Consider the following 23,863-nt stretch of genomic DNA (forward strand, 5'->3'; position numbering starts at 1 on the left):
TGCGCACAGGGGAGGCGACAGTGGAAGCGAAGAACCGCGTGATCGAAGCCGACGTGGTGTGGCGGCGCGGGGACGACACCACCGACGGCGTCGAGATCGCCTTCCTGGCCAGCGGAAACATCGGATTACGGGATTCCCGGACTCCGGACGGCCCGGTGCTGATCTTCACTCCCGGCGAGTGGGAGGCCTTCGTCGCCGGCGCCAAGGACGGCGAATTCAACCGGCCCGGAGCCTGATTCGACCGTGCCCGGCTCGAAGCGAGCCGGGCACAACGCCGTTCGATCCCGGGCAGGGAAATTGTTCAGGCCCCTATCGCCCCGCTGATGGTCGGCCAGGAATTGTGCAGCGTGTCCTGCCAGTACGACCACGAATGCGTGCCCACCGGTGAATGTTCCACCCGCGCCGGAATGTTCAACGAACGCAACCGCTGTTCGAACGCGGTGACACAGGCGTCCACCCCGAACTCGATGGGACCGCCGAAGAAGATGTTCTCCGGCAACTGCGGCTTGATCTCCAGCTCGTGCGGACCGGGCAGGCCGGTGCCGGTGGACAGGAAGATGGTCTTGCCGCGCAACGCCTCGGTCAGCACCGCCGGATTGTGGTCGGTCCAGACCGGACCGCCCGGCGCGCCCCACATGTTCAGCGGATTCCCGCCGCGATTGGCCACCGAGAACATCATGGCGCCCTGCGCGATGGTGGTGTCCGGGCAGGCGCTGTAGCCCGCCACCGCCCGATACATCTCCGGATGCCGCACCGCCAGCACGAACGCCGCGATCCCGCCCATGGACAGGCCGCCGATGGCATTCACGCCGTTACCGGCGAAATACCCGTCGATGATCGGCGGAAGTTCCTGCGTCAGAAAGGTTTCCCACTTGTAGCGGCCGAAGCGCGGATCGTCGGACACCCAGTCGGTGTAGTAGCTGGCCTGGCCGCCCATCGGCAGCACCACGTTCACGTTCTTGCCCTGGAAGAACGGCTCCGCGTCGGTGGCATTGGTCCAGGTGCTCTGGACGGCGCCGGGATCGAGGCCGTCGAGGAGGTAGTAGGTGGGACGCTCGCCGCCGCCGGCCGGATGCAGCACCTGCACCTGGATCGTGCGACCCATTGCCACGGAGTCGATGAACAACGCCGAACGGGTGGGACTCAGCTCGTCGACCCGGACCACCTCGGCGGCGCGGGCGATGGTCGGTGGCGCGGCCGCCGGATAGAGCAAGCCTGCGGCAATTGCCAAAACAGCTGCGGCAACGGCTCTTCTGCGCATTCCCCACCTCCATCAGCCCACCACAATCGCAATCCAACGTAACTCGAGAAACTCGCGTGACGTCGGGGAATGCGGTTACGGCGTGTCCTTGGCAAACCAGACGGTTCGGATATGGTAATGCACTGCCGCTATGAACTCGCGGCGATTCGAGCCAGCGCCCCCTTGATAGATCCCGCCAGATAATCCAGGTCCGCGCGCGCCGGGGACGTCGGGCGCGCCCGCAACCCGAAACCGTCCCCCGGAGTGCGCGGAATCACGTGCAGATGCACGTGGAACACCTCCTGACCCGCCGTCACCCCGTCGGCCAGGAAGAAATTCACGCCGTCGCAGCCCACCTCGGACTCCCGCAGACCCGCCGCGATCCGCTGCCCCACCTGGAACAACTTGCCGCCCATCGCCGGATCCAGCTCCGCCAGACTCCGCGCCGGCACCTTCGGAATCACCAGCACATGGCCCGGCGTCACCGGCCGAATGTCCATGAACGCCAGGCAATCCTCGTCCTCGTACACCGTCGAGGACGGGGCCCGGCCGGCGACGATATCGGCGAAGATCGTGTAAGGATTCATGCCCGCAGCCTAGAGAGCGTGCCGCCACCCGCCTCGGCTCCCCCGACCACCGGGCAAACGGATCCCCCGACCACCCCGGACATGCGCTCGCCCCCGGCTCCATACCGGAACCGGGGGCGAGAGTTGTTGTACCCCTACAGAATCGGCGAGGGGGTGTAGCGCGCCGCTTCTGGGTCGGCGTCCACCAGCTTCTGCACCTGGGCGATCACCTCGGCGGCCTGCGCCTCGGCCGCACCGATGAAGGCGGACCGGTCGGCCAGCGCCGCGTCCAGGGCGGCCCGGTCCAGCGGCATCCGGTCGTCGGCGGCCAGCCGGTCCAGCAGATCGGGCTCGCGGCCCTGCTCACGCATGGCCAGCGCCACCGCCACCGCGTGCTCCTTGATGACCTCGTGCGCGGTCTCGCGGCCCACGCCCGCGCGCACCGCCGCCATCAGGATGCGGGTGGTGGCCAGGAACGGCAGGTAGCGGTTGAGCTCGCGGTCCACCACGGCCGGGTAGGCGCCGAACTCGGCCAGCACGGTCAGGAAGGTCTCCATCATGCCGTCGATGGCGAAGAAGGCGTCCGGCAGCGCGACGCGGCGCACCACCGAGCAGAACACGTCGCCCTCGTTCCACTGCGCGCCCGCCAGTTCGGCGGCCATCGAGCCGTAGCCGCGCAGCACCACCTGCAGGCCGTTGACGCGCTCGCAGGAGCGGGTGTTCATCTTGTGCGGCATGGCCGAGGAGCCGACCTGGCCGGGCTGGAAGCCCTCGGTGACCAGCTCGTGGCCCGCCATCAGGCGAATGGTGTGCGCGAACGAGGACGGGCCCGCGCCCACCTGCACCAGCGCGGAGATCACGTCGTGGTCCAGCGAGCGCGGGTAGATCTGGCCGACGCTGGTGAAGACGTTCGCGAAGCCCAGGTGCTTGGACACCTTCTGCTCCAGCTGCGCCAGCTTGGCCGGGTCTCCGCCGAGCAGGTCCAGCATGTCCTGGGCGGTGCCCATCGGGCCCTTGATGCCGCGCAGCGGGTAGCGGTCGATGAGCTCCCGCAGCCGGGTCAGCGCGATGAGCAATTCGTCTGCGGCGGAAGCGAATCGCTTGCCGAGGGTGGTGGCCTGCGCGGCCACGTTGTGCGAGCGGCCCGCCATCACCAGGGTCTGGTACTGGGCAGCGCGCTCGGCCAGCCGCGCCGCGATGGCCACGCCGTGGCGGTACACGTGCTGCAGCGAGAGCCGGATCTGCAGCTGCTCCACATTCTCGGTGAGGTCGCGGGAGGTCATGCCCTTGTGCACGTGCTCGTGCCCGGCGAGCGCGTTGAACTCCTCGATCCGCGCCTTCACGTCGTGGCGGGTGACCCGCTCGCGCTCGGCGATGGACTTCAGATCGACCTGATCGATGACCCGCTCGTAGTCCTCGACGACACCGGCCGGAACATCGATCCCCAGCTCGGCCTGCGCCCGGAGAACCTCGAGCCACAGCCGCCGCTCGAGCACGATCTTGTTCTCGGGCGACCAGAGGTGAACCAGCTCGGGGCTGGCGTAACGGGTGGCGAGGACGTTCGGCACAAGACTCACGTTGTGCCAGTTTACCGGCTGTGTGCTGCGGGTTAAGCCGGTGGGGCGACGATGTCGATGATCTCCAAGAGCGCCCCGCGTGCCATGCGGCGGGGTTGGGGGTCGAACTCACCGAGCGCGGTCACCACCGCCCCATCGACTACCGCCACCAGACGGCGGGTCTGTTCCGGGCGGACCACCCGGTCGGACCGACGCAGGACATCGGTCAGCAGTTCGTCCAGCTGGGCGCGTAGTCGCAGCTGGACCTCCCGTAGTTCGGGGTGGCGGGCCGAGGCGACGGAACGTTCGTAGCGGGCGATCAACTGGCCGCGCGCGTCCTCGTCCTGAATCTCGGGGCCCACCAACAGGTCCAGCACCAGTTCGACCGTCGCCTCCGCGCCGCGGCGGCGATGCGTCACCTCGCCGACCCGGCGGCGCATGGCCTCGAGTTCGGCGGTGCCGGAGAATTCGACCGCCCGCGCGATCAGATCCTCCAGCGATTCGAAGTAGTAGGTGGTCGACGCGAGCGGCAGATCCGCCCGGGTCGCCACCGAGCGGTGCCGGACCGCCTCGAAGCCACCCTCGAGCAGTAGCTCGGCGGCGGCACAAACCAGTGCATGGCGACGCCGTTCGCCTTTCGGAGTCGTCGCAGTGGTCACGGTGCAATCGTGCCAGTCATCAGCGGCGCTGTGTTCATTTTGCCCACCGCGCTCAATCCTCTTGGCAGATCAGGCCAAATACCGTTCCAACCGGTCCAGTGCCTCTTCGATGTCGGCGGCGGCTCCGGCGAACGAGAAGCGAACGGTGTGATGGCCGTGGCGGGTGTCGAAGTCGATGCCGGGGGCGAGTGCCACACCCGTCGCGTCGAGCACCTCGGTGCACCAGCGCATCGAATCATCGGTCAGGTGCGCGATATCCGCGTAAACATAGAACGCGCCGTCGGCGGGGGCGAGGTCGGTGATTCCGAGCTTCGGCAGGCGCGTCAGCAGCAGCTGGCGATTTGCCGCATAGCGTTTCACATGACCGTCCAGTTCGGCTTTGGCTTCCGGACCGAACGCATGCACTGCCGCAAACTGAGAAATAGCTGGAGGGCATACGGTCATGTTCGAGGCGAGCCGTTGCAACGCCGGACGCAGTGACTGCGGCACCAGCATCCAGCCCAGCCGCCAACCCGTCATCGAGAAGTACTTCGACACCGAGCCGATCACGACGGACTCACGCGAGGTCTCCCACGCGGAGGAGGTCGGTTCCGTGTCGTCGTAGACGATGCCGTGATAGATCTCGTCCGAGATGAGCAGCGTCCCGTGCTCGTCGCACCAGCGGGCCAGCGCCGCCAGCTCCTCCGGCGCGATCATGGTGCCGGTCGGATTGGCCGGGCTGGCCACGATCAACCCCGCGGGCGGCTCGGACAGCGCCTCCAGCATGGCCACGGTCGGCTGGAACCGGGTCTCCGGACCGCAGTCCAGCTCCACCACGTCACAGCCCAGCGCGGTCAGCGTGTTCCGGTAGGCCGGATACCCCGGCCGGGCCACCACCACGGTGTCCCCGGCATCGAACGCGGCCAGGAACAGCAGCGTGAACGCACCGGACGACCCGGTCGTGACCACGACATCGTCCGCCTCCACCCGCACCCCGTAGGTGCTCCGATGGTGCTCGGCGATGGCCTCCCGCAACGCCAGAACCCCGAATGTCTCGGTATAACCCAGCAATTCGGAATCCATGGCCTGTTTGGTGGCCCGCAAAACCGCCTCCGGAGCGGGCGTGGAAGGCTGCCCCGCGGCCAGCACCAGCACGTCGCCATGGGTCCGAGCCCGTTCAGCTGCTGCTTTCCAGACGTCCATCACGTAAAAAGGTGGAATGGTCGACCGGCGAGATTCGATACGCACCCGACAGACGGTAGAGCACCCGCTCCCCCGGCTGTCCGGGAACGGTCGTGCGAATGCCTGAGGAGGCCGCTGTGCAGGGGGGACCAGCAACCACCGGGAACACCCCGGACACCACCCCACCCCAGCCCACCTCACCCGCACCGGACGAATCCTCGGAAGGCCGCGGCCGTCAGCCACTCCGGGCGGGGGCCGCGATGCGCCGCATGCTCCGGCGCGCCGAGGCCACCACCGACCTTCGGCCCGCAACCGAGAGCGGCGAGCCACCGAACACGGACGTGGACCGGGGTGGGCAGCGTGGCCGCTTTCCGGCCACCGAGACATACACCCCCGGGCTGCGGTCACTGCCGGGCGGTGAAAGACCGTCGCCGGTCCGTAAGGCTTCGAAGCGGGCCGGGCTGTGGGTGGTTCAGCTCGTCGAGCGGGTGATCGCGTATCTGCGGGTGTTCGCGCCGATCGTGCGAGCGCGGGCCGTCGAGTTGTGGTCGCGGCGGCCACGCTCCTGGGGCGAAGCTGTCGAGTTGGGGCAGCGGGGGCGGGCCGAGGCACGGCGGCAGTGGCCGGTGGTGCGGGCGTGGAGTATTCAGCATCGGGTGCTGATCGGGGGGATGACGGCGGTACTCGTGTTCGCGAGCGCGGATGGGGCGCTGGGGTTGATCCCCACCGACGCCGCGGTGAGTCCCGGTGTGGCGGTGCGCATTCCGGTGCAGTATCCGTTGCAGATCCAGGCCACGCGGGAATCGTCGAAGCGGTACATGGACGCCATCAACAATGGTGAACACCTGCGCGAGCAGGCCGTGGTCTCGGCGGCCGCGGCGGCGACCCTGGAACGCGCCAAGGCCGAGGCGGCCGCGGCCGTGGCCGGTCAGCCGCAGCCCTGGCTGACCCCGTCTCCGGACGCGACTCTGCCGCCGGGATTCGTGCTCCCGGGGGTCGGCGGTTTCGCGCTGCCCGCGAAGGGCCTGTTCACCTCCGGATTCGGCGCGCGCTGGGGCACTTTCCACGCGGGCATCGATATCGCCGCCCCGCTGGGTTCACCGATCTACGCGGTCGCGGCGGGCACGGTCATCGACGCGGGCCCGGCCCAGGGCTTCGGCCTCTGGGTGCGCATCCGCCACGACGACGGCGCCATCTCGATCTACGGCCACATGTACGACTTCTCGGTCTCCGTCGGCGAACGCGTCCCGGCGGGCATGCAGATCGCCCGCATCGGCAACCGCGGCGACTCCACAGGCCCCCACCTGCATTTCGAGATCGTCATCAACGGCCAGCACGTCGACCCCCAACCCTGGCTCGCCCAACGCGGCATCGTTCTCGGCTGATATCCAGGCCCGGGGCACGGAATATGGCTGGGCTCCAGCCGAATACGAGAACGCCCGACCGAACCGGGTTCGGGCGGGCGTTCTTTCGTCAGTCACGGCACGAGAGTCGGCCGCGGCGAGCGGGATTCAGTTCGCGGTCGGCACCGTGATGCGGCCCTCGGTGGCGGCCAGCGCGATGTCGGTGCGGAAGTGGCCGCCCGGCAGCTTGATTCCGGCGAGGCGCTCGTAGGCGTTCTTGCGGGCCTCGACCAGGTCGGCGCCTTGGCCGACGATGGCCAGCACGCGGCCGCCCGCGGACACCAGCGCGCCGTCCTCACGCTGCGCGGTACCGGCGTGCAGCACCTCGGATTCGACTCCGGTGCCGGTGGATTCGGCGCCGGTGATGACGTCGCCGCTGCGCGGGCGGGCCGGGTAGTTCTCGGCGGCCAGCACCACGGTGACGGCCGCGCCGTCCTTCCAGCGCGGCGCGGCGACCTGGTCGAGGGTGCCGGTGGCGGTGGCGTGCAGGAGTTCACCGAGCGGGCTGTCCAGCATGGCCAGCACCGCCTGGGTCTCGGGATCGCCGAAGCGGCAGTTGAATTCGACCACGGCGGGGCCGTTCTGGCCGATGGCGAGGCCGGCGTAGAGCAGGCCGCTGAACGGCACTCCGCGCTTCACCATCTCGGCGGCGACAGGCTTGACCACGTCGTCGACGATGGCCTGCAGGGTGGCTTCGGGCAGCCACGGCAGCGGCGTGTACGCGCCCATGCCGCCGGTGTTGGGGCCGGTGTCGCCGTCGCCGACCCGCTTGTGGTCCTGGGCGGGCAGCAGCGGCACCACGGTCTCACCGTCGACCAGACAGAACAGCGACACCTCGGGGCCGTCGAGGAACGACTCCAGCAGCACCGGGTGGCCCTGCTCGAGCAGTTCGGCGCCATGCTCACGGGCGACCGAACGGTCCGGGGTCACCACGACGCCCTTGCCCGCGGCCAGCCCGTCGTCCTTGACCACCCAGGTCGGGCCGAAACGGTCCAGCGCCGCATCCAATTCGCCCGGGTGATCCACGATCTCGCTGTGCGCGGTCCGCACGCCGGCCGCGTTCATCACGTCCTTGGCGAACGCCTTCGAGCCTTCGATCCGCGCGGCGGCGGCCGACGGGCCGAACACCGGGATCCCGGCCGCGCGCACCGCGTCGGCCACACCGAGCACCAGCGGCACCTCGGGCCCGACCACCACGAGGTCGGCGGCCAGCTCCTGAGCCAGCGCCACCACCTCGTCGCCGGAGGAGGCGTCGACCGCCCGCACCTCGGCATGCTGGGCGATGCCGGCATTGCCGGGCGCCGCGTAGACCGCGGTCACCGCCGGGTCCTTGCGCAGTGCCAGGACGAGGGCATGTTCACGGGCTCCGGAACCGATGACGAGTACGCGCACGGCGAACAGCTTAAGGGGCCGCGCCCACCCACTCGATAGCGGTCCAGCAACTGTTCACGAGACCCGCCCACAGGTTCGGGGCGCGTCTCGTTCTGGACTGACCGGAGCGGAGGAGCGAAGCGGGGGAGCGGAGGGAGGGAAGAACGAGACCTCCAGCGCCCCGAACCCGCCCGGAGCGAAGCGGAGGGCAATATATGGAGCATGGCTTCTGTTTTCTCCGCAATCATGGACGGTCAGCTGCCGGGCCGGTTCGTCTGGGAGGACGACGAATTCGTCGGCTTCCTCACGATCGCCCCGGTGACGCAGGGGCACACCCTGGTGGTGCCGCGCAAGGAGATCGACCAGTGGCAGGACGTCGATCCGGGCACCATGGCCCGCCTGACCGGTGTCGCCCAGAAGATCGGCCAGGCCGTGCGCGCCGCCTGGGACGCCCCGCGCGCGGGCCTGCTCATCGCCGGACTGGAGGTGCCGCACCTGCACGTGCACGTGTTCCCGGCCTTCTCGATGGGCAACTTCGACATCTCCGGCGCCGACCCGCGGCCCAGCCCCGAATCCCTGGACGAGGCCCAGACCATGATCAAGCAGGCGCTGCGCGATCTCGGCTACGGCGCGAACGTCCCGAAGTGACCCGATCGGGTGCGCGCCCGGAGCGCGCACCCGCCATTACGTCTCCGCGCGCGGCAGCCGCACGGTGAACGTCGTGCCCTCCCCCGGCGCACTCGTCACCGACACCGCTCCCCCGTGCGCCGCCACGAGCGCCTGCACGATCGACAGTCCCAGCCCCGTCCCGCCGCTGACCCGGCTGCGCGACACGTCGGTGCGATAGAACCGCTCGAACACGCGCTCGGCCTGCTCGGCCGCCAGTCCCGGCCCGGTGTCGGCCACTTCGATCAGCACCTCGCTCGCGGCGGGTGTGAGCCGCACGGCCACCTCCGCGTCCGGCGGGGTGTGCACGAGCGCGTTGTTGATCAGGTTGGCCAGCACCTGCCGGAGCCGCGTCTCGTCGCCGAGGATCTCCAGAGTGCCGGGGCCGGGCCGGATTTCGAGGTCGATCTTGCGTTCCGGGCCTTCCGGATGCTGCGCCGCCGCCAGGGCGCGCGCCCCGTGCACGGCATCGCTGGCCAGCATGAGCAGATCCACCGATCGTCGTTCGACGGGCCGCTGCGCGTCCAGTCGGGCCAGCATGAGCAGGTCCTCGACCAGCAGCCCCATCCGGTTGGATTCGCGTTCGATGCGGTCCATGAGCAGGTCGGGCTCGGTGATCGCGCCCTGCCGGTACAGCTCGGAGAAGCCCTTGATGGTGGTGAGCGGGGTGCGCAGTTCGTGGCTGGCGTCGGCGACGAACTGCCGCATCTTGGCCTCGGAGCGGCGGGCCGCCTCCTCCGACGCCTCGGTGGCGGCGAAGGCCTGCTGGATCTGGGTGAGCATGGTGTTCAGCGACTGCGAGAGGTGATCGACCTCGGTGTCGGTGCCGCGCACCGGAACTCGCCGATGCAGGTCGCCGCCCGCGATGGCGGCCGCCGTGCCCTCGACTTCCCGCAATGGCCGCAGACTGCGCCGGATCACCATGCGCGCCACCGCGGCCAGCGCGGCCAGCACCAGCGCGCCGATCACCAGTTGCAGCACGATCAGCTTGTCCAGCAGCGAGTTCGTCTCGTCCATGCGCAGCGCGATGGTGCTGGTGCCTTGGTCGTTGACGGTCCGCAGCACCCGCCATTCCTCGCCGGAGGCCCCGATCGAGCCGACCGTGCGGGGCTTGTTGCCCAGGTCGGCGGGCACGTCGGGTTCCTGCACCCCGGCCGTCAGGGTCAGCGTCGGCTGTCCGGCCGTGTCGCGCACCTGCACCCAGTACAGGTGCGGGGGCCGTTCCCGCCCGCGCACGGTGGGCAGCGGTTCGGGTCGTTGCGCGCCGGGCGCGGCCCAGCTGTGGGCGGCGTCGGACAGCTGCCGGTCGATGCGCTCGACCAGCACGTTCCGCATGAGCGAGGTGACCGCGATCCCGGAGACCAGCAGCCCGAACCCGACCAGCGACACCAGCGCCAGCACCAGGGTGGTACGCAGCGGGACCGCGGCGAGCCGGTCGGTGATCTTGCCGCGCAGTCCGCGAGCCGCCTCGGCCGCGTTCACTGTGCCGCCGTGCGACCGCGCGGCTCCCGCATCACGTATCCGACCCCGCGCAGTGTGTGGATGAGCCGATCGGGCCCGGTGTCGACCTTCTTGCGCAGGTACGACACGTAGGTCTCGACCACGCCGACCTCGCCGCCGAAGTCGTAGCGCCACACGTGGTCCAGGATCCGCGGCTTGCTCAGCACGGTGCCGGCGTTGACCAGGAAGTACCGCAGCAGCGTGAACTCGGTGGGCGACAGGGCGACCGGTTCACCCGCCTTCCACACCTCGTGGGTGTCGTCGTCGAGCTCGATATCGGCGAACCGCAGCCGCGAGGACTTCGTCTCCGGCGCGGACCGTCCGGCGCGGCGCAGGATCACCCGCAGCCGGGCCACCACTTCCTCGAGGCTGAACGGTTTGGTGACGTAGTCGTCGGCCCCGAGCGTCAGCCCGGTGATCTTGTCGTCCACGTCGTCGCGGGCGGTCAGGAACAGCACGGGCGCGTCGATCCCGTCGGCCCGCAGCCGCCGCAGCAGCCCGAATCCGTCCATGCCGGGCATCATCACGTCGATGATCATGGCGTCGGGCCGGAAGGTCTTGGCCCGGTCCAGCCCTTCGGTCCCGCTGGCGGCGCTGGCGACCTCGAAGCCCTGATACCGCAGGCTCACGGACAGCAACTCGACGATCATCGGCTCGTCGTCGACGACGAGCACTCTGGCCTCGGGTTCGCGTCCTTGCGCAGGCACACCTGTCATGGCCTCATATTCTGCGCCGCGCCCGCGAGAACGCTGGTCCTTCCCTGGGAGTTTCCTGCGAACGCGCCGGGACCCCCGGATACGACGAACGCCGGTCGATGTCTCGACCGGCGTTCGTGCACGAGCCCCCTGTCAGGATTGAACTGACGACCTTCGCTTTACAAGAGCGGTGCTCTACCACTGAGCTAAGGAGGCGGAAAGCGGAGCCATCATAACCGGGGTGGCCGGCTGCGCGGAAAAGCCGGCTTCCCGGTCGGAACGATGCTGACCGCGAACACCGGGACGCGGCCTGTCGACGCTCGTGGCATCGACGGCCGCGTTCGGAAGTCGTTCGCGCAGTATCGGACTAACCGCTGAGTGTCAGGACTGGGCCGCCTGACGAGCCGCGTCGTCCGCCGCCATGGCGTCACGCAGGCTCTTGGGCCGCATGTCGGTCCAGTTCTTCTCGACGTACTCGACGCATGCGGCGCGGGAGTCCTCGCCGAACACGACTCGCCAACCCGCCGGAACCTCGGCGAAGGCCGGCCAGAGGGAGTGCTGTTCCTCATCGTTGACCAGGACGAAGAACCGGCCGTCTTCGTCATCGAAGGGATTGGTGCTCATTTCACCTCACTGGATACTGGCGCTGTGTACGGGTACGTAGACGGATCGTCCAGCCACCGCAGTGTTGGAACGAGCCCCCGACGTTGATTCGACCCTAGCAAGGCAGGCGTTACCGCTGGGCGGTTACCTGCACTTCGTTCAGGCCACGAAGAATTCGACAAGGATCTTATTGACGACCTCCGGTTGCTCCAGGTAGCCGAAGTGCCCGGCGTCGGGAACCTCCTGGTAGCGGGCACCCGGAATGATATCGGCGACCTCTCGCGCGAGGTAGGGCGGGATCATCCGATCGTCGGCGAAGCCCAGCGCCAGGCAGGGCACGGTGATGCCGCGATAGGCCGCGGTGCGGTCGAAATCGTGGTCCATGCGGCGCTGCGCCCGCACGCCCGGGGTGACCGGGCCGCCGGTGAATTCGAACAGGTCGAGCCAGTCGCGGGCGGCGTGCTGGTCGGCCAGCGAGGCCGGGGACAGGTTCATCAGGGCGGTCATGGCGGCCTCGTATTTGGCGGGCAGCCGTACGCCGGCGTCGTCGAGGTCGTGCTCGCCGTGTCCGAGAGTTTTCTGGAACTGGTCGAGCCGGGCGTGTCCCGCCATGAACACGGCCTTGCGGACCAGATCGGGGCGGGCGAGCGCCACTTCTTGTGCGACCCGCGAGCCCATCGACTGGCCGACCAGGAAGACCGGGCCCTCACCGAGGAATTCGATCAGGGCGACCGTGTCGCGGACCAGGTCCTCGATGGTGATCCCGGCGGGCGATTCGAAGGAGGGCGCGATGCCGCGGTTGTCGAACGTGCAGACCCGGTATCCGGCCGCGACCAGCGCGGGGACCTGGTGCAGTTCCCAGACCCGGCCGCCGCTGCCGGTGCCCATGATCATGACGACCAGCGGCGCCGACCCCTTGACGTCGGTGCCTCTGGACCGGTCTCCCTTGACCTGGTAGTTCAGCGAGATTCCGTTCACCGTCGCCAACGGCATGCTTGCGACCCCTAACATCAGGTGTTGCCACTCTCTTTGCGTCCACCGTATAGGTCCGGGCCGACGGATTGTTCCGTCCCCGGTCGCATTGCGGTTAGGGCTCGCAATGCACGCAGCGGCGAGGCCCGACTTACCTGGCAGATACGATGGACTCCTCGCACCGAGCAGACTTCTCCGAGAGGACATGAGATGGCCGCGAAGACCGGCGCAAACGACATCGCGGACGACGATCTGGAGCCGCTCGCCGACGAAACCGCTCGCCAGGCGCAGCGCGTGGTGGCGGCGTACGCCACCGACGCCGACGAATGCCGCATGCTGCTGTCGATGCTGGGCATCGCTCCGACGCGAGGCGAATGACCCGTGCACCCGGATAGCTCCGGCTCCGGTTTCGTCGTCGTCGCCAACCGGCTCCCGGTCGACCTGGAGCGCCTGCCCGACGGAACCACTCGCTGGAAGCGCAGCCCCGGCGGTCTGGTCACGGCACTGGAACCGGTACTGCGCAATAACAAGGGCGCCTGGGTCGGCTGGGCCGGCGTCCCGGACGTGGAGCTCGATCCGATCGTCGAGGACGGTCTGGAACTGCATCCCGTCCCGTTGTCGGGCGACGAGGTCGCCGATTACTACGAGGGCTTCTCCAACGCGACGCTGTGGCCGCTGTATCACGACGTGATCGTGCGGCCGGTCTACGACCGCCAGTGGTGGCAGGCGTACGTGCAGGTGAATCGGCGTTTCGCCGAGTACACCGCGAAGGTGGCCGCCGAGGGCGCGACCGTGTGGGTCCAGGACTACCAGCTGCAGCTGGTGCCGAAGATGCTGCGCATGCTCCGCCCCGACCTGACCATCGGCTTCTTCCTGCACATTCCGTTCCCGCCGGTGGAACTGTTCATGCAGATGCCGTGGCGCACCGAGATCGTCGAGGGCCTGCTCGGCGCCGACCTGATCGGCTTCCATCTCCCGGGCGGCGCGCAGAACTTCCTGTATCTGGCCAGGAGGCTGGCCGGGCAGCCGACGTCGCGCGGCAATGTGGGCGTGCGTTCGAAGCTCGGTGTGGTGCAGGTGGGTTTCCGCACCGTGCGGGTGGGCGCGTTCCCGATCTCCATCACCTCCGCGGAACTGGACGAGTATTCGCGTCGCCGCGATGTGCGGGAGCGGGCCGCGAAAATCCGTGCGGAACTGGGCAATCCGAAGACGATCCTGCTGGGCGTCGACCGCCTCGACTACACCAAGGGCATCGACATCCGGCTCGCCGCGCTCGAGGAGCTGCTGCACGACGGCCGCATCGATCCCACGGACACGGTGATGGTGCAGCTGGCCACGCCGTCCCGCGAACGCGTCGAGTCCTACAAGCAGATGCGCGGCGATATCGAACGCCAGGTGGGCCGCATCAACGGTGAGTTCGCCCGGGTGGGTTACCCGGTGGTGCACTATCTGCACCGCCCCATCCCGCGCGAGGAGCTGATCGCGTTCTTCGTGGCCGCCGACGTCATGGTGGTGACCCCGCTGCGCGACGGCATGAACCTGGTCGCCAAGGAGTACGTGGCCTGCCAGGGCAGCCTCAACGGCGCACTCGTGCTGAGCGAGTTCACCGGCGCGGCAGCCGAATTGCGGCAGGCCTACCTGTGCAACCCGCACGACCTGGACAGCGTCAAGGACGCGTTGATCGGCGCGATCGACGACGACCGTGACACCCGCCGCCGGCGCATGCGCTCCATGCGACGCCAGGTCCTGACCCACGACGTCGACCGGTGGGCCCGCGCCTTCCTCGACGCCCTGGCCACCGACCGCGTCGCGGGCAGCGCCCTGCTCACCGACGACGACGTGGACCCGGACCTGAGCCGCTGACCGCTCGAAACTCGAACGCCCCCTGGAGTTCCCAGGGGGCGTTCGCCGTAGTGCGTCCTATTCCGCTGTCTCGCCGCCGAATTCGCCGAACCGGTAGGTGACACCCGTGAGCCGTTCGGATTCGGCCCACACCCGCGCCGCCAGTTCCGGATCGAGCGCCTGCTCGCTGGGCGCGTTCAGGACGGGGTAGCCCTTGGTGAACCCGGTCGGCCCGAACAGATCTGCGGGCTGGACGGCGGGATCGGTCGCCGCCCGCAGCATCGGCAGCGCACCCATCTCCACGGTCTGCATGGCCACCCGGAACACCCAGCGCAGCGACGGCCGCGACAGGTAGGTGAGGACGGGCCCGAGATTCTGCGCGAAATCCGATTCGGCGGCCCCCGGATGCGCGGCGATCGACATCAGCTCGGCATCCGTGCCATTGAGCCGCCGCTGCAGTTCGAACGCGGTCAGCACATTGGCCAGCTTCGACTGCGCGTACGCCTGGAATCCCTTGTAGGGCCGCTGTTCGAAGAACAGATCGTCGAGGTCGATCGCGGCTTCCTTCTTGGAGGCGAGCCCCGTGGTCACGGCCACCACCCGACCCGCGGGCGCCGCGAGCAACAGGTCCAGCACCAGCCCGGTGAACGCGAACGGCCCGAGATGGTTTGTCGCGAAGGTCGTCTCGAACCCGTCCACGGTGAGGCTCCGCGTCCGGCCCAGCATCCCCGCGTTGTTGATCAGCAGATCGACCCGCTCGACCTCGTCGTGCAGCCGTGCCGCGGCCTTGCCGACCGAATCCAGCGAAGCCAGATCCAGCTCCACGAACGACAATTCGGCGTCCGGCACCCGCGCCCGAACGAGATCCGCTGCCGCCCCGGCTTTCTCCGCATTCCGGCAGGCCATGACCACACGCGCCCCGTGCTCGGCCAGCCGCAGCGCGGTCTCCAGTCCCAGCCCGGCACTGGACCCGGTGACGATCGCGGTGCGCCCGTGGAGATCCGGGATATCGGCGGCGGTCCAGCGCGTGTTCTTGGTACCCATGCATTACATCCTGAACGGTCCGCTTCCACTTAGCGCGGCGACCGTCCACCTACTGGCAAACGCACAGGGCGCACAGCATTTCGCTGTGCGCCCTGTGCTTCGGCGTGCTTCCCCGGCCTCAGATCGGGGTGACCTCCGAGACGAGCCAGCGGTTGCCGCTCTTCTCCAGGTCGACCCGCACCCGGCTGCCGCTCGCGGTGGCCTGGGGGTTGTCCTTGCTGGTGGTCATCTGGTTGAGGAACAGCATCACCTTGGCGTGCTTGGTGTCGACGTCGATGACGCCGCCCGCCTGCGTGGAGGCGATGACGGTGAGCTGCTTCTCCTTGGCGCCGGGGGCGATGGATTCGTTGACGAGCTTGAGGTAGTCGTCCTTGAAGCCACCGGAGAGGTCGTCGGCGACCTTGGGCAGTTCCTTGTCGACGGAGTTGAAGTTGTAGCTGAACATCGACTCGACCGTCTTGCGGGCGGCGTCCACCGAATCGGTACGGGCGTGATCGAGCTGCTTCATGTGCCAGGCGTCGTAGCCGAACCAGCCGGCTGCCGCCAGCATGGCCACCATGACGGCCGCGATGGCCGAGATCCGGATGCGGTTCTGGTTCACGAGACGAACTCCAGCTTCGAGGCGGTGAAATGGTCACCGTCGTGGGTGATCGTCACCCGGAATCGGTAGACGCGCTGCTGCGGCTGATCCGTGCCGGCATTGGTGAGGTTCTGCTTGGCGGCGACCAGGATCTGGGCGGAGTTGTCGTCGTAGGACTCGACGGCGGTCTCCACGACCTGGCCGCTGGCCTTCACGTTCGCCTGCTTGATGACATCGGCGTAAGCATCGCTGCGGGAGGAGTATTCGTCCTTGAGCTGACCCGACGCCACGGAGAGCACCCGGTTGATGTCGTCCTTGACGGTGTCCACCTTGATGGTGGTGATATTGAGGACGGCCTGCTTGGCGGTCTGGGTGTAGTCCGCGCGCAGCTGCTCGTTCTTGTCCGCGGCGTTGTGCGCCGGAATCCAGAAGATCAGGCTGGTCGCCAGCGCGACCAGGCACAGCGCCGCGGCGGCGCCGAGCAGCAGGACCGGCCAGTTGCGGCCGCCCTTCGACTCCTCGTCGGCCGTGTCCTCGGACTCGTCGGCGTCGGCCGCGATGGCCGGGGCGCCCTCGGTCACGACCAGCGGCTCGTCGGCGGCCGAGTCGTCCGAGGCAGCTGCGGGCGCCTCGGGCGAATCATCCGCAACCGCAACCGCGGCCTTCGCCACGGGCGTGGCGTCGGCCTTGGCGAGGTCGATGGCCGCGGCTTCCACCGCGGCGCTCTCGACCTTCACGGTGGTGTCCGCTGTCACGGGAGCATCCCCGTCGTGCACGGGCGGTCCTTCTGACCGCACCGCCTTTCGCCGGTTCTTGCTGTTCACCACCGTGGGATCACTCATCGTTGTTGCTCCTGAAGCATTGTTTGCCAGTTAGCCGGCACGATGCCGGAACCATCGGGCCCGATATCGGCCTGGCGGGTGAGTACACCGTCCGGCCCGAGATACGTGCCACTCTTCGGATCGTACGTTCTCGTCGTCACACTCGCAGGCGCGGCTCCCGGTTGCCCGCCGGTCTCCAGCGAACTCGGGGTGAACGTGGGCTTGCCGTTGTTGTCCACCGGGTTCGGCTTACCGAAGGCCGGGTTGTCACCGAGCGGCTGGTAGCCCTCGGGGGCATGGCACTGTTCCACGGTCGCCGCGCGCTTGCCCGGCACATCCATACAGGGGTTGTTGCGGACACCGCGGACCACGTCCTGGGAGTTCTGCGGAATCTTGCAGTACAGCCCCTTCTGGGTCTCCGGAGTGGGCCCGGTGTAGTCGTTGGGCGAGCGCCGCTCCTCCGGTGACAGGAAACCCGTGGTGCAGCCCTTCGGGTCATTGAGGCCGATCTTGAAGTCGACCTTGCCACCGTACTCGGTCGGGCTGCCCTTGGCGAGCGTCATCAACGCACCGACCAGCGGCGGGAAAACGACCAGCAACTGCTCCACGCTGGCGTGGTAGGTGACGCCGACCTGGCCGAGGCTGACCAGGTTCTGCGCCAGCAGCGGCACGGTCGGCTTCAGGTCCTCGAACAGCTTGGTGGCCTTGTTGAGCGCACCCGGACCGTGGTCGATGACATTGCGCAGCGCCGGATCGTGCTCCCGCAGTTGATCGGTGACGGTGGCCAGGTCCCTGGTCCACCCGCGGATGGCGGAGTCGGACTCGATCTGGGTGTCCAGCAGCGGGCCGATCTTGTCGATCAGATCCTTGGTGGCGTCGGTATTGGTCTTGGCCTCCTGGACCAGCAGCGACGCGGAGTCGAGCAGCCGTTCCAGATCCGGTCCGGCGCCGTTGAAGGCGACGAACGCCTCCTCGATCACCTGCTGCAGGCGGGTGTCCGCGACGCTGGAGAGCAGCCGGTCAGTGCGGTCCAGAATGCCGCCGATATCCATCGGCAGCTTGGTGCGATCGATCGGGATGACCGAACCGTCACGCAGATTGCCGCCCTGCGGGTTGTCCTTGGGCACCAGATCCACGTACTGCTCACCGATGGCCGAGACCGACTTGACCCAGGCGTCCACATCGGACGGGATCTTGAAGTCGGATTCGATGGACAGCTTGGCGTCGACCCCCTGCGGGGTCAGCACCACCGAATTCACCTTGCCCACATTGGTTCCGCGGTAGGCGACATTGGCATGCTCGTACAGACCGCCGGTAGCGGCCAGCTTCACCGTCACGTCATACCGGCCGATGCCGAACATGGCGGGCAGCTTCACGTACTCCCCACCCATCACCGTGATGCCGATGACGGTCAGCACGGTGAAGATGGCGAGCTGAATCTTGACGAAGCGACTCAGTTTCATTTGCCCGGATCCCCTTGCGGCACGGTGATTCCGGGAATGGCGGGCAGGCCCGGAATGTTCAGGCCCGGCATGCCGGGCACGGTCGGCGACGGCTGGGTCGAGGGCGGTTGCTGCTGCAGCGGAGTCTTGGCGGGATCGCCCTGATCGCCCGCTACACCTGCTCCTTGCCCGAGCGCGCCCTCAACACCGCCGAACCGTCCACCCAGCGGGGTTCCGGTCAGGAAGTTGGAATCCAGCCGGGCCGCGGTCAGATCGAAGGTGATCTTCACGTTCATGTAGTCACCGCGGATGTACCGGTCGATGTACTTGAAGGGGAACGGGAAGGTCAGCGCCATGTTCAGCGACCTGGCGAAGTTGTCGCTGGTGTTGGCGATCTGTTCCAGAGTCGGTCCCAGATCGGCGATCTCGGCCTTCAGATCGTCACCGGCGTTGTCGATGATCCGTTTGACCACCTCGCTGAGGTCACCCGCCGCGGTCAGCGCGTTGGTGATCTGCTCCCGCTTGTTCGCGAGCACGGTCAGCGCGGGATGGATGTTGTCGATTGCGCTCGCCACCCGATCCTTCTCCTGCGCAAGCGTTCCCGAGACGCGATCCAGCCCGCTCATGGCGTTGATGATGTCGGTGGTCTGGGCGTTGAGCGTCCCGACCATCTGGTTCAACTGCGGCAGCAGATCGCGAATGGAGTCGGTGCGGCCGGTGAAAGCGGTGTTCAGCTCGTGGGTGATGTTCTCCAGCTGGCTGATACCGCCACCGTTGAGCACCACCGACAACGAGGACAGCGTCTGCTCGGTGGTCGGGTACTGTCCCGCCCGCTCCAGCGTGATGGTGTCACCGTCGTGCAGCTGCCCGGTGGCGGGAACATCGGCCGGTGCGGCCAATTCGACGTGATTACTGCCCAGCAGTGAGGTCTGCCCGATCTTCGCGATGGCGTTCGCGGGCAGCTTCACGTCCTTGTCGAGTCCGATGCTGACCAGCGCGTGCCAGTCCTGCACCTCGATACCGGTGACGGTGCCGACGGTCACGTCGTTCACCAGGACCGGCGAATTGCGGGTCAGGGTGGTGACATTCGGCATCTGCACCTTGATGTGCCAAGCATCGGAACCGGTTCCGGCGGAACCCGGCATGGAGACGGTGTTGAGGCCGTCCCAGTCACATCCGGTGACGCTCAGAGCGACCGCGACACCGATCGCCAGGCCTGCCACCCCGCGGCGACGCGTATTCATCAGTTCCCTCCCGGAATGGCAAGACCCGAAAGCCCGTTCGGGATCCCGACCGGCGCCCGTTCACCCTGCGCGGCGTACCGCGCGGCGACGTCGGGCGTACTGGGCACCAGCTGGTGCGGCATCGCCGTCGCGCCCGTGCCGTCGTTCAGCAGCAGCGGCGGGTAGTTCATCGCCAGGTTCTGGATCACCGGGGCCAGGTACTGCGCGCACATCTGGGCGCTCTCGTGGCCGTTGCCGGTGGAGAGGGTGTCGATGGAGCCACAGATGAAGCTCAACGGTGAGTTGAAGCCGGCGAATACCGGATAGCCGGCGACGGTGCCCTGCGCGGGGTTGTACAGCTGATAGAAGTTCACCAGCGCGGTCGGCGCGGTGTGCAGCACCTGTTCGATCTGCGGCTTGCTCTGCACCAGTGTGTTGGTGACATCGGCGAGCTGCGCCAGGTCGGTGCTCAGCGCCCCGCCGTGCTCGTCGAGGAACTTCTTCACGTCGGAGACCGCGGAGTCCAGATTGTCCAAACCCGCTCCGAGATCACCGGATACGCCCGCCAGCACCTGCGACACCGACGCGAGCCGGCCGCCGAACTGCACGATCTGGTCGTTGCTCTTGGAGAGCACGTCCACGAACTGCTGCAGGTTCTTGATGGTGCCGAACAGGTCGGTGCGACCGTCGGACAGCGTGGTCAGCGTGGCCGACAGCTCGCGGAGGGTGTCGCGGAAGGCCTGGCCGTTGCCGTCGAGATTGTCGGCGGCGGTGTTGACCAGGCGCCCGAAAGAGCCCTGCTTGTCCTCGCCGACCGGGCCGAGAGACGTTGCCAGCTTGTTCAATTCGGCCTTGATGTCGTCCCATTCGACCGGGACGGCGGTGCGCTCGAGCGGAATGACCGAGCCGTCGTGCATCTTCGCGCCGCCGGTGTAGGCGGGCGCCAGCTGGATGAACCGGGCCGACACCACCGACGGGGAGACCAGCACGGCCTTGGCGTCGGCGGGGATGTCGATGCCGCGGTCGATGGTCATCTTGACCGTGGCCTTGTCCTTGCCCGGATCCACGGAGTCGATGGTGCCCACGCGGACACCGAGAATCCGCACCTCGTCGCCCTTGTACAGGCCGACGGTGGACGGGAAGTAGGCGGTGATCTGCGGCTTGCCGATCCGGGAGACCCCGGTGTACGCACCCCCGGCCACGATCGCGACCAAGGTCACGATCGCCGCCACGCGGGTCCAGCGCGGCAGACCGCGGATTCTACTGAGCAAAGTCGTCATTTCGGCAGCTCCGTGATCAGCGGGCGAGGCTGGAGGCCGCCGCTCTGCATGTTCTTCAGCGCTTCGGGCAGGTTCTGCGGCCAGACCAGCGCGTCCGAAAGAGCCTGCAGCATCGGGCTGTTCCAGTTGACGACGTACGCCTGGAAGTACGGACCGCTGCCGACCTGCTCACCGAGCGCACTGGCGTAGGGGCCGAGCGCGTCGAGCGCGTCGGAGATGTTCTGCTTGTTCTTCTGCAGCAGCGCCAGCACCGAATTCAACTTGTCCAGCGCCGGTTTCAGCGCCGCCTGGTTGTCGTTGACGAAGCCGCTGAGCTGTTTGGCCAGGCCGTTGATGTAGGTGATCAGCTGGCTGATCGCGCCCCGGCGGGCATCCAGTTCACCGAGCAGGCTGTTGCCGTCCACGAGCAGCGAATTGATCTTCGCGGCCCGATCGGACAGCACCTTGGTGACGCCCTGGGCCTTGCCCAGCAGCTCGGTCAGCGCCTTGTCGCGGGTGTTGATGCTCTTGGACAGCTGGGTGATGCCGTCCAGCGCCGAGCGCAGCGGAGCCGGCGTGTCCTTGAAGGTGGTCGACAGCGCGTCCAGGGTCTGGTTGACCCGGTCCATGTCGAGGTCCTTCACGGTGCCGGACAGATCCTGCAACGCGTCGTTGAGCGAGTACGGAGATGTGGTGCGCTCCAGGGGAATCGGCTGATCGCGCTGCAGCGCGCCGTCCCCTTCCGGAGCCACCTCGAGCGACTTGCGGCCCAGCACCGTGTTGGTCTTGATCGCGGCGGTGGTCTTGGTGCCCAGCACGATCGACTCGTCCAGGGTGAAGGAGACCTTCACCTTCGGGCCGTCCAGCGCCACTTTGTCCACCCGGCCGGACTTCACGCCGGCCACCTGGACCTGATCACCCGGCAGCAGCCCGCCCGCGTCGGCGAAGTACGCGCTGAACTGCGCGCCCGAGCGGACGAAGGGCAGCCGATCGAATTGCAGGGCGGTGAGGCAGATGCTCACGACCACGACGATGCCGATGACGCCGATATTGATGACGCGTTGTCCCATGACTATCCACACCTCCCGTCGAACTGGCTGCCAGGCAGGGCGAGACGCACGTCCTTGCCGTCGGGCCCAGTGAACATGATGTCGGTGCTGCACGCGTAGATGTTCAGGAACGATCCGTAGGCACCGATGCGGGTCAGCTTCTTGTAGGTACTCGGCAGCGCCGCGAGCACGGTCTGGAGCTCGTCGCGGCTGTCGTCGAGAGTCGTTGCCGCGCGGCCCAACTGCTCCACCGTGTTCTTCAGGTCCGGCCGAGCCGTCCGGAGCAGATCGGTGAGATCACCGGTGGCTCCGGCGATCCGGGGCAGGGCCGCGCCGATCGGGTCCTTGTCCGCGGCCAATCCACTGACCAGACGCTGCAATTCGTCCAGGGTGGTGCCGAACGCCTTGTCGCGGTCGTCGATGGTGGCCAGCACCGTCTTCAGGTTCTCGATCACGCTGCCGATCAGGGCATCGCGCGAGGCGAGGGTCTTGCCGAAGTCACCGCCGCTGTTCAGCAGCGAGACCAGCGTGCCGCCCTGTCCCTGGAAGATCTGCAGCAGCGCCTCGGTCAGGCTGTTGACCTGGGTCGGATTCAGACCGCGCAGCAGCGGTTTGAACCCGCCCAGCAGCATGTCCAGATCCAGCGCGGGCTGGGTGTGGTCGAGGTCGATGGTGCCGCCGGAGCGCAGCGCGGTCGCCGTGCCCGGTCCGTCCATCAGTTCGAGGTAGCGGTCGCCGACCAGGTTCTCGTAGCGAATGGCCGCCTTGGTGCTGGCGTAGAGCTTGTACTTGCGGTCCACATCGAACTCGACGTGCGCCTGGTGGTCCTTGCCGACGTAGACCCGGCTCACCGAACCGACCGGGACACCCGCGATCCGCACCTTCGACCCGGGCAGCATGCCCGAGGACGAGGTGAACACCGCGCGATAGCCGGTCTCGCGGGCGAACCGCATCTGGCTGAAGACGACCACCAACAGCGCCAGGATCAGCAGCATGGCGATGCCGAAAACGCTGAGTTTGACAGTGGTGGCGTGTGGTTTGAATTTCACTTCTTACCGACCCCCGGGAGCTGGTCGAACAGGATCTCGAAGACGGTCTTGGACGGATGCGGCTGCGTGGCCGGGGCCCAGATGTGGCCCTCCGAGGTATCGGTCATCAGGTAGTCGGCCTTCTGACCGCCAGTCAGCTCGTAGGTGTTCTCACAGTGCGGGCCACCGGTGGCGTTCACCTTCGGCAAGTCCTCGGGGAACGAGTACGGCGTACCGCTGGGCATGATGCCGGCGTTCATGGCGAAGGCCGGGTACCTGCCACCGATGAGTTCGTCCATCAGCGGAACGTTCATACCGAAGGTCATGATGGTGCAGTACAGCGCCGACCGGTACTCGAACAGCAGATCCGTGGTGGGCCGCAACAGGTTCAGCGACTTGATCAGATCGTTCTCGCTGGGCTTCAGCACCGAGTTCGAGGTGTCGGCCAACCCGATGAGGTTGGTCAGCAGATCATCCACACGCGCCTGCTCATCGGTAATGGTCTTACCGGTGACCTGCATGTTGTCGGTGACGCGCAGCAGATCCCCCACGGTGTCGGCGTAGGTGCCGGTCACCGAGGCGGTCTTGCGCAGATCCTCCTGCAACGTGGGCAGCGAGGGGTTGATCTGCTTGAGGAACTCGTCGCTGTCGGACAGCAGCAGGCCCAGCTTCTCGCCGCGACCCTGCAGGGCGGTGCCCAGCGCGGTCAGCGTGGCGTTCAGCTTCTCCGGCTGCACCTTGTTGAGCACGTCGCTCAAATGCTGGAACAGCGTATTGAATTCGACGGTCACGCCATCGGCCTGCACCACGGCTCCCGCGCGCAGCTGCCCCGACGGGTTCTGCGGCTCGATGAAGTTGATGTACTTCGCGCCGAACACGGTGGTGGAGTTGATGTCCACGGTCGCGTTGGCCGGCACCAGCTTCAGCTTGTCCGGATCCATGGAGAGTTCGATGCGCGCGCCCTCGGGCGTCTGGTCGATCGACTTGACCCGGCCGATCTCGACACCGCGGATCTTCACCTTGGCGTCGCGATCCATGACCAGACCCGCGCGCGGCGAATTGACGGTCACCAGAGCGGTATTCGTGAAACCGCCGGCGAAACTCACCAGGCAGAACACGACTACGGCGACCAGGCCGAGCACCATACCGGCGCCGGCCAGCCGGATCACCCACCCCTGGTCGA

General features: G+C 67.6%; 24 protein-coding genes and 1 tRNA gene. 5 read left to right on the top strand and 20 right to left on the bottom strand.

The genetic code is table 11. The features are described from left to right. Positions 1-20 precede the first annotated feature (20 nt). Complete coding sequence (locus tag ACWEOI_RS02565; protein WP_452358772.1) at positions 21-236, top strand: DUF397 domain-containing protein; 216 nt, start codon at positions 21-23, stop codon at positions 234-236. Between the two features lie 65 nt (positions 237-301). Here the strand turns inward: ACWEOI_RS02565 and ACWEOI_RS02570 are convergent, their stop codons facing one another. The 5 genes from ACWEOI_RS02570 to ACWEOI_RS02590 all read right to left on the bottom strand — a co-directional run bounded on the left by ACWEOI_RS02570 (position 302) and on the right by ACWEOI_RS02590 (position 5,248). Beyond that, positions 302-1,261 (bottom strand): alpha/beta hydrolase, encoded by a 960-nt coding sequence (locus ACWEOI_RS02570; RefSeq protein ID WP_452358773.1) that lies wholly within the window; start codon positions 1,259-1,261, stop codon positions 302-304. 128 nt (positions 1,262-1,389) lie between these two features. Continuing rightward, a complete protein-coding gene (locus ACWEOI_RS02575; protein ID WP_433670321.1) occupies positions 1,390-1,827 on the bottom strand; it encodes an HIT domain-containing protein in 438 nt (145 codons plus the stop codon). A 134-nt stretch (positions 1,828-1,961) separates the two neighbouring features. After that, positions 1,962-3,383: an adenylosuccinate lyase gene (purB, locus tag ACWEOI_RS02580; RefSeq protein WP_452358774.1), complete on the bottom strand. Its 1,422-nt coding sequence runs from the start codon at positions 3,381-3,383 to the stop codon at positions 1,962-1,964. Positions 3,384-3,415: 32 nt separating this feature from the next. Further along, a complete protein-coding gene (locus ACWEOI_RS02585) occupies positions 3,416-4,021 on the bottom strand; it encodes a TetR/AcrR family transcriptional regulator (RefSeq protein ID WP_357089689.1) in 606 nt (201 codons plus the stop codon). Positions 4,022-4,090: 69 nt separating this feature from the next. Continuing rightward, positions 4,091-5,248: a pyridoxal phosphate-dependent aminotransferase gene (locus ACWEOI_RS02590; RefSeq protein ID WP_452358775.1), complete on the bottom strand. Its 1,158-nt coding sequence runs from the start codon at positions 5,246-5,248 to the stop codon at positions 4,091-4,093. A 332-nt stretch (positions 5,249-5,580) separates the two neighbouring features. Here ACWEOI_RS02590 and ACWEOI_RS02595 point away from each other — a divergent pair, with 332 nt between their 5' ends. Next, a complete protein-coding gene (locus tag ACWEOI_RS02595) occupies positions 5,581-6,567 on the top strand; it encodes a peptidoglycan DD-metalloendopeptidase family protein (protein WP_433673223.1) in 987 nt (328 codons plus the stop codon). Between the two features lie 126 nt (positions 6,568-6,693). Here ACWEOI_RS02595 and purD read toward each other — a convergent pair whose 3' ends face one another. Then, the gene (gene purD / locus ACWEOI_RS02600; protein ID WP_357089695.1) at positions 6,694-7,977 is read right to left on the bottom strand and encodes a phosphoribosylamine--glycine ligase; all 1,284 of its coding nucleotides are present in this window, start codon (positions 7,975-7,977) and stop codon (positions 6,694-6,696) included. A gap of 201 nt (positions 7,978-8,178) precedes the next feature. On the opposite strand from purD, the gene ACWEOI_RS02605 reads away from it, so the two are divergent. Beyond that, entirely contained in the window at positions 8,179-8,604 is a 426-nt protein-coding gene (locus tag ACWEOI_RS02605; protein WP_452358776.1) for an HIT family protein, read from the top strand. Positions 8,605-8,640: 36 nt separating this feature from the next. On the opposite strand, the gene ACWEOI_RS02610 is transcribed toward ACWEOI_RS02605, so the two are convergent. From ACWEOI_RS02610 to ACWEOI_RS02630, 5 genes are all read right to left on the bottom strand, one after another. After that, the gene (locus ACWEOI_RS02610) at positions 8,641-10,104 is read right to left on the bottom strand and encodes an ATP-binding protein (RefSeq protein ID WP_433670316.1); all 1,464 of its coding nucleotides are present in this window, start codon (positions 10,102-10,104) and stop codon (positions 8,641-8,643) included. Then, the gene (locus ACWEOI_RS02615; protein ID WP_357282717.1) at positions 10,101-10,838 is read right to left on the bottom strand and encodes a response regulator transcription factor; all 738 of its coding nucleotides are present in this window, start codon (positions 10,836-10,838) and stop codon (positions 10,101-10,103) included. The genes ACWEOI_RS02610 and ACWEOI_RS02615 overlap by 4 nt, the downstream gene beginning before the upstream one ends. Positions 10,839-10,961: 123 nt before the next feature. Further along, a tRNA-Thr gene (locus ACWEOI_RS02620) sits at positions 10,962-11,033 on the bottom strand. Positions 11,034-11,198: 165 nt separating this feature from the next. Further along, complete coding sequence (locus ACWEOI_RS02625; RefSeq protein WP_019931522.1) at positions 11,199-11,441, bottom strand: MbtH family protein; 243 nt, start codon at positions 11,439-11,441, stop codon at positions 11,199-11,201. A gap of 138 nt (positions 11,442-11,579) precedes the next feature. Further along, positions 11,580-12,413 (bottom strand): alpha/beta fold hydrolase, encoded by an 834-nt coding sequence (locus ACWEOI_RS02630; protein WP_433670294.1) that lies wholly within the window; start codon positions 12,411-12,413, stop codon positions 11,580-11,582. A gap of 189 nt (positions 12,414-12,602) precedes the next feature. Here ACWEOI_RS02630 and ACWEOI_RS02635 point away from each other — a divergent pair, with 189 nt between their 5' ends. After that, positions 12,603-12,770: a hypothetical protein gene (locus tag ACWEOI_RS02635; protein WP_167659823.1), complete on the top strand. Its 168-nt coding sequence runs from the start codon at positions 12,603-12,605 to the stop codon at positions 12,768-12,770. Positions 12,771-12,773: 3 nt separating this feature from the next. Then, entirely contained in the window at positions 12,774-14,255 is a 1,482-nt protein-coding gene (locus ACWEOI_RS02640) for an alpha,alpha-trehalose-phosphate synthase (UDP-forming) (protein ID WP_357089708.1), read from the top strand. 57 nt (positions 14,256-14,312) lie between these two features. On the opposite strand, the gene ACWEOI_RS02645 is transcribed toward ACWEOI_RS02640, so the two are convergent. The 9 genes from ACWEOI_RS02645 to ACWEOI_RS02685 all read right to left on the bottom strand — a co-directional run bounded on the left by ACWEOI_RS02645 (position 14,313) and on the right by ACWEOI_RS02685 (position 23,825). Beyond that, positions 14,313-15,278, bottom strand: coding sequence for an oxidoreductase (locus ACWEOI_RS02645; RefSeq protein WP_433670290.1), 966 nt, complete (start codon positions 15,276-15,278; stop codon positions 14,313-14,315). Between the two features lie 118 nt (positions 15,279-15,396). Next, complete coding sequence (locus tag ACWEOI_RS02650) at positions 15,397-15,879, bottom strand: h domain protein (protein WP_433670288.1); 483 nt, start codon at positions 15,877-15,879, stop codon at positions 15,397-15,399. Then, positions 15,876-16,613, bottom strand: coding sequence for a hypothetical protein (locus ACWEOI_RS02655; protein WP_452358777.1), 738 nt, complete (start codon positions 16,611-16,613; stop codon positions 15,876-15,878). Before ACWEOI_RS02655 ends, ACWEOI_RS02650 begins: the two co-directional genes overlap by 4 nt. Positions 16,614-16,696: 83 nt before the next feature. After that, the gene (locus ACWEOI_RS02660) at positions 16,697-18,142 is read right to left on the bottom strand and encodes an MCE family protein (protein ID WP_433670284.1); all 1,446 of its coding nucleotides are present in this window, start codon (positions 18,140-18,142) and stop codon (positions 16,697-16,699) included. Further along, entirely contained in the window at positions 18,139-19,365 is a 1,227-nt protein-coding gene (locus tag ACWEOI_RS02665) for an MCE family protein (protein ID WP_433670282.1), read from the bottom strand. The genes ACWEOI_RS02660 and ACWEOI_RS02665 overlap by 4 nt, the downstream gene beginning before the upstream one ends. Then, on the bottom strand, positions 19,365-20,624 hold the full coding sequence (locus tag ACWEOI_RS02670) for an MCE family protein (protein WP_452358778.1): 1,260 nt from the start codon (positions 20,622-20,624) through the stop codon (positions 19,365-19,367). Before ACWEOI_RS02670 ends, ACWEOI_RS02665 begins: the two co-directional genes overlap by 1 nt. Continuing rightward, on the bottom strand, positions 20,621-21,673 hold the full coding sequence (locus ACWEOI_RS02675) for an MCE family protein (RefSeq protein ID WP_452358779.1): 1,053 nt from the start codon (positions 21,671-21,673) through the stop codon (positions 20,621-20,623). Before ACWEOI_RS02675 ends, ACWEOI_RS02670 begins: the two co-directional genes overlap by 4 nt. Positions 21,674-21,675: 2 nt before the next feature. After that, on the bottom strand, positions 21,676-22,701 hold the full coding sequence (locus ACWEOI_RS02680; RefSeq protein WP_452358780.1) for an MCE family protein: 1,026 nt from the start codon (positions 22,699-22,701) through the stop codon (positions 21,676-21,678). After that, positions 22,698-23,825 carry an MCE family protein gene (locus ACWEOI_RS02685; protein ID WP_452359183.1) on the bottom strand — a complete coding sequence of 376 codons (1,128 nt, stop codon included), beginning with the start codon at positions 23,823-23,825 and terminating at the stop codon, positions 22,698-22,700. The genes ACWEOI_RS02680 and ACWEOI_RS02685 overlap by 4 nt, the downstream gene beginning before the upstream one ends. Between the last annotated feature and the right edge of the window lie 38 nt (positions 23,826-23,863).

The organism is Nocardia sp. NPDC004340 (assembly GCF_053602575.1).

Coding starts and splice junctions, on each gene's coding strand:
- ACWEOI_RS02615 (WP_357282717.1), bottom strand. CDS start 10,838: ATGACAGGTGTGCCTGCGCAAGGACGCGAACCCGAGGCCAGAGTGCTC.
- ACWEOI_RS02570 (WP_452358773.1), bottom strand. CDS start 1,261: ATGCGCAGAAGAGCCGTTGCCGCAGCTGTTTTGGCAATTGCCGCAGGC.
- ACWEOI_RS02645 (WP_433670290.1), bottom strand. CDS start 15,278: ATGGGTACCAAGAACACGCGCTGGACCGCCGCCGATATCCCGGATCTC.
- ACWEOI_RS02660 (WP_433670284.1), bottom strand. CDS start 18,142: ATGAAACTGAGTCGCTTCGTCAAGATTCAGCTCGCCATCTTCACCGTG.
- ACWEOI_RS02630 (WP_433670294.1), bottom strand. CDS start 12,413: ATGCCGTTGGCGACGGTGAACGGAATCTCGCTGAACTACCAGGTCAAG.
- ACWEOI_RS02665 (WP_433670282.1), bottom strand. CDS start 19,365: ATGAATACGCGTCGCCGCGGGGTGGCAGGCCTGGCGATCGGTGTCGCG.
- ACWEOI_RS02605 (WP_452358776.1), top strand. CDS start 8,179: ATGGCTTCTGTTTTCTCCGCAATCATGGACGGTCAGCTGCCGGGCCGG.
- ACWEOI_RS02625 (WP_019931522.1), bottom strand. CDS start 11,441: ATGAGCACCAATCCCTTCGATGACGAAGACGGCCGGTTCTTCGTCCTG.
- ACWEOI_RS02675 (WP_452358779.1), bottom strand. CDS start 21,673: ATGGGACAACGCGTCATCAATATCGGCGTCATCGGCATCGTCGTGGTC.
- ACWEOI_RS02670 (WP_452358778.1), bottom strand. CDS start 20,624: ATGACGACTTTGCTCAGTAGAATCCGCGGTCTGCCGCGCTGGACCCGC.
- ACWEOI_RS02685 (WP_452359183.1), bottom strand. CDS start 23,825: ATGGTGCTCGGCCTGGTCGCCGTAGTCGTGTTCTGCCTGGTGAGTTTC.
- ACWEOI_RS02575 (WP_433670321.1), bottom strand. CDS start 1,827: ATGAATCCTTACACGATCTTCGCCGATATCGTCGCCGGCCGGGCCCCG.
- ACWEOI_RS02635 (WP_167659823.1), top strand. CDS start 12,603: ATGGCCGCGAAGACCGGCGCAAACGACATCGCGGACGACGATCTGGAG.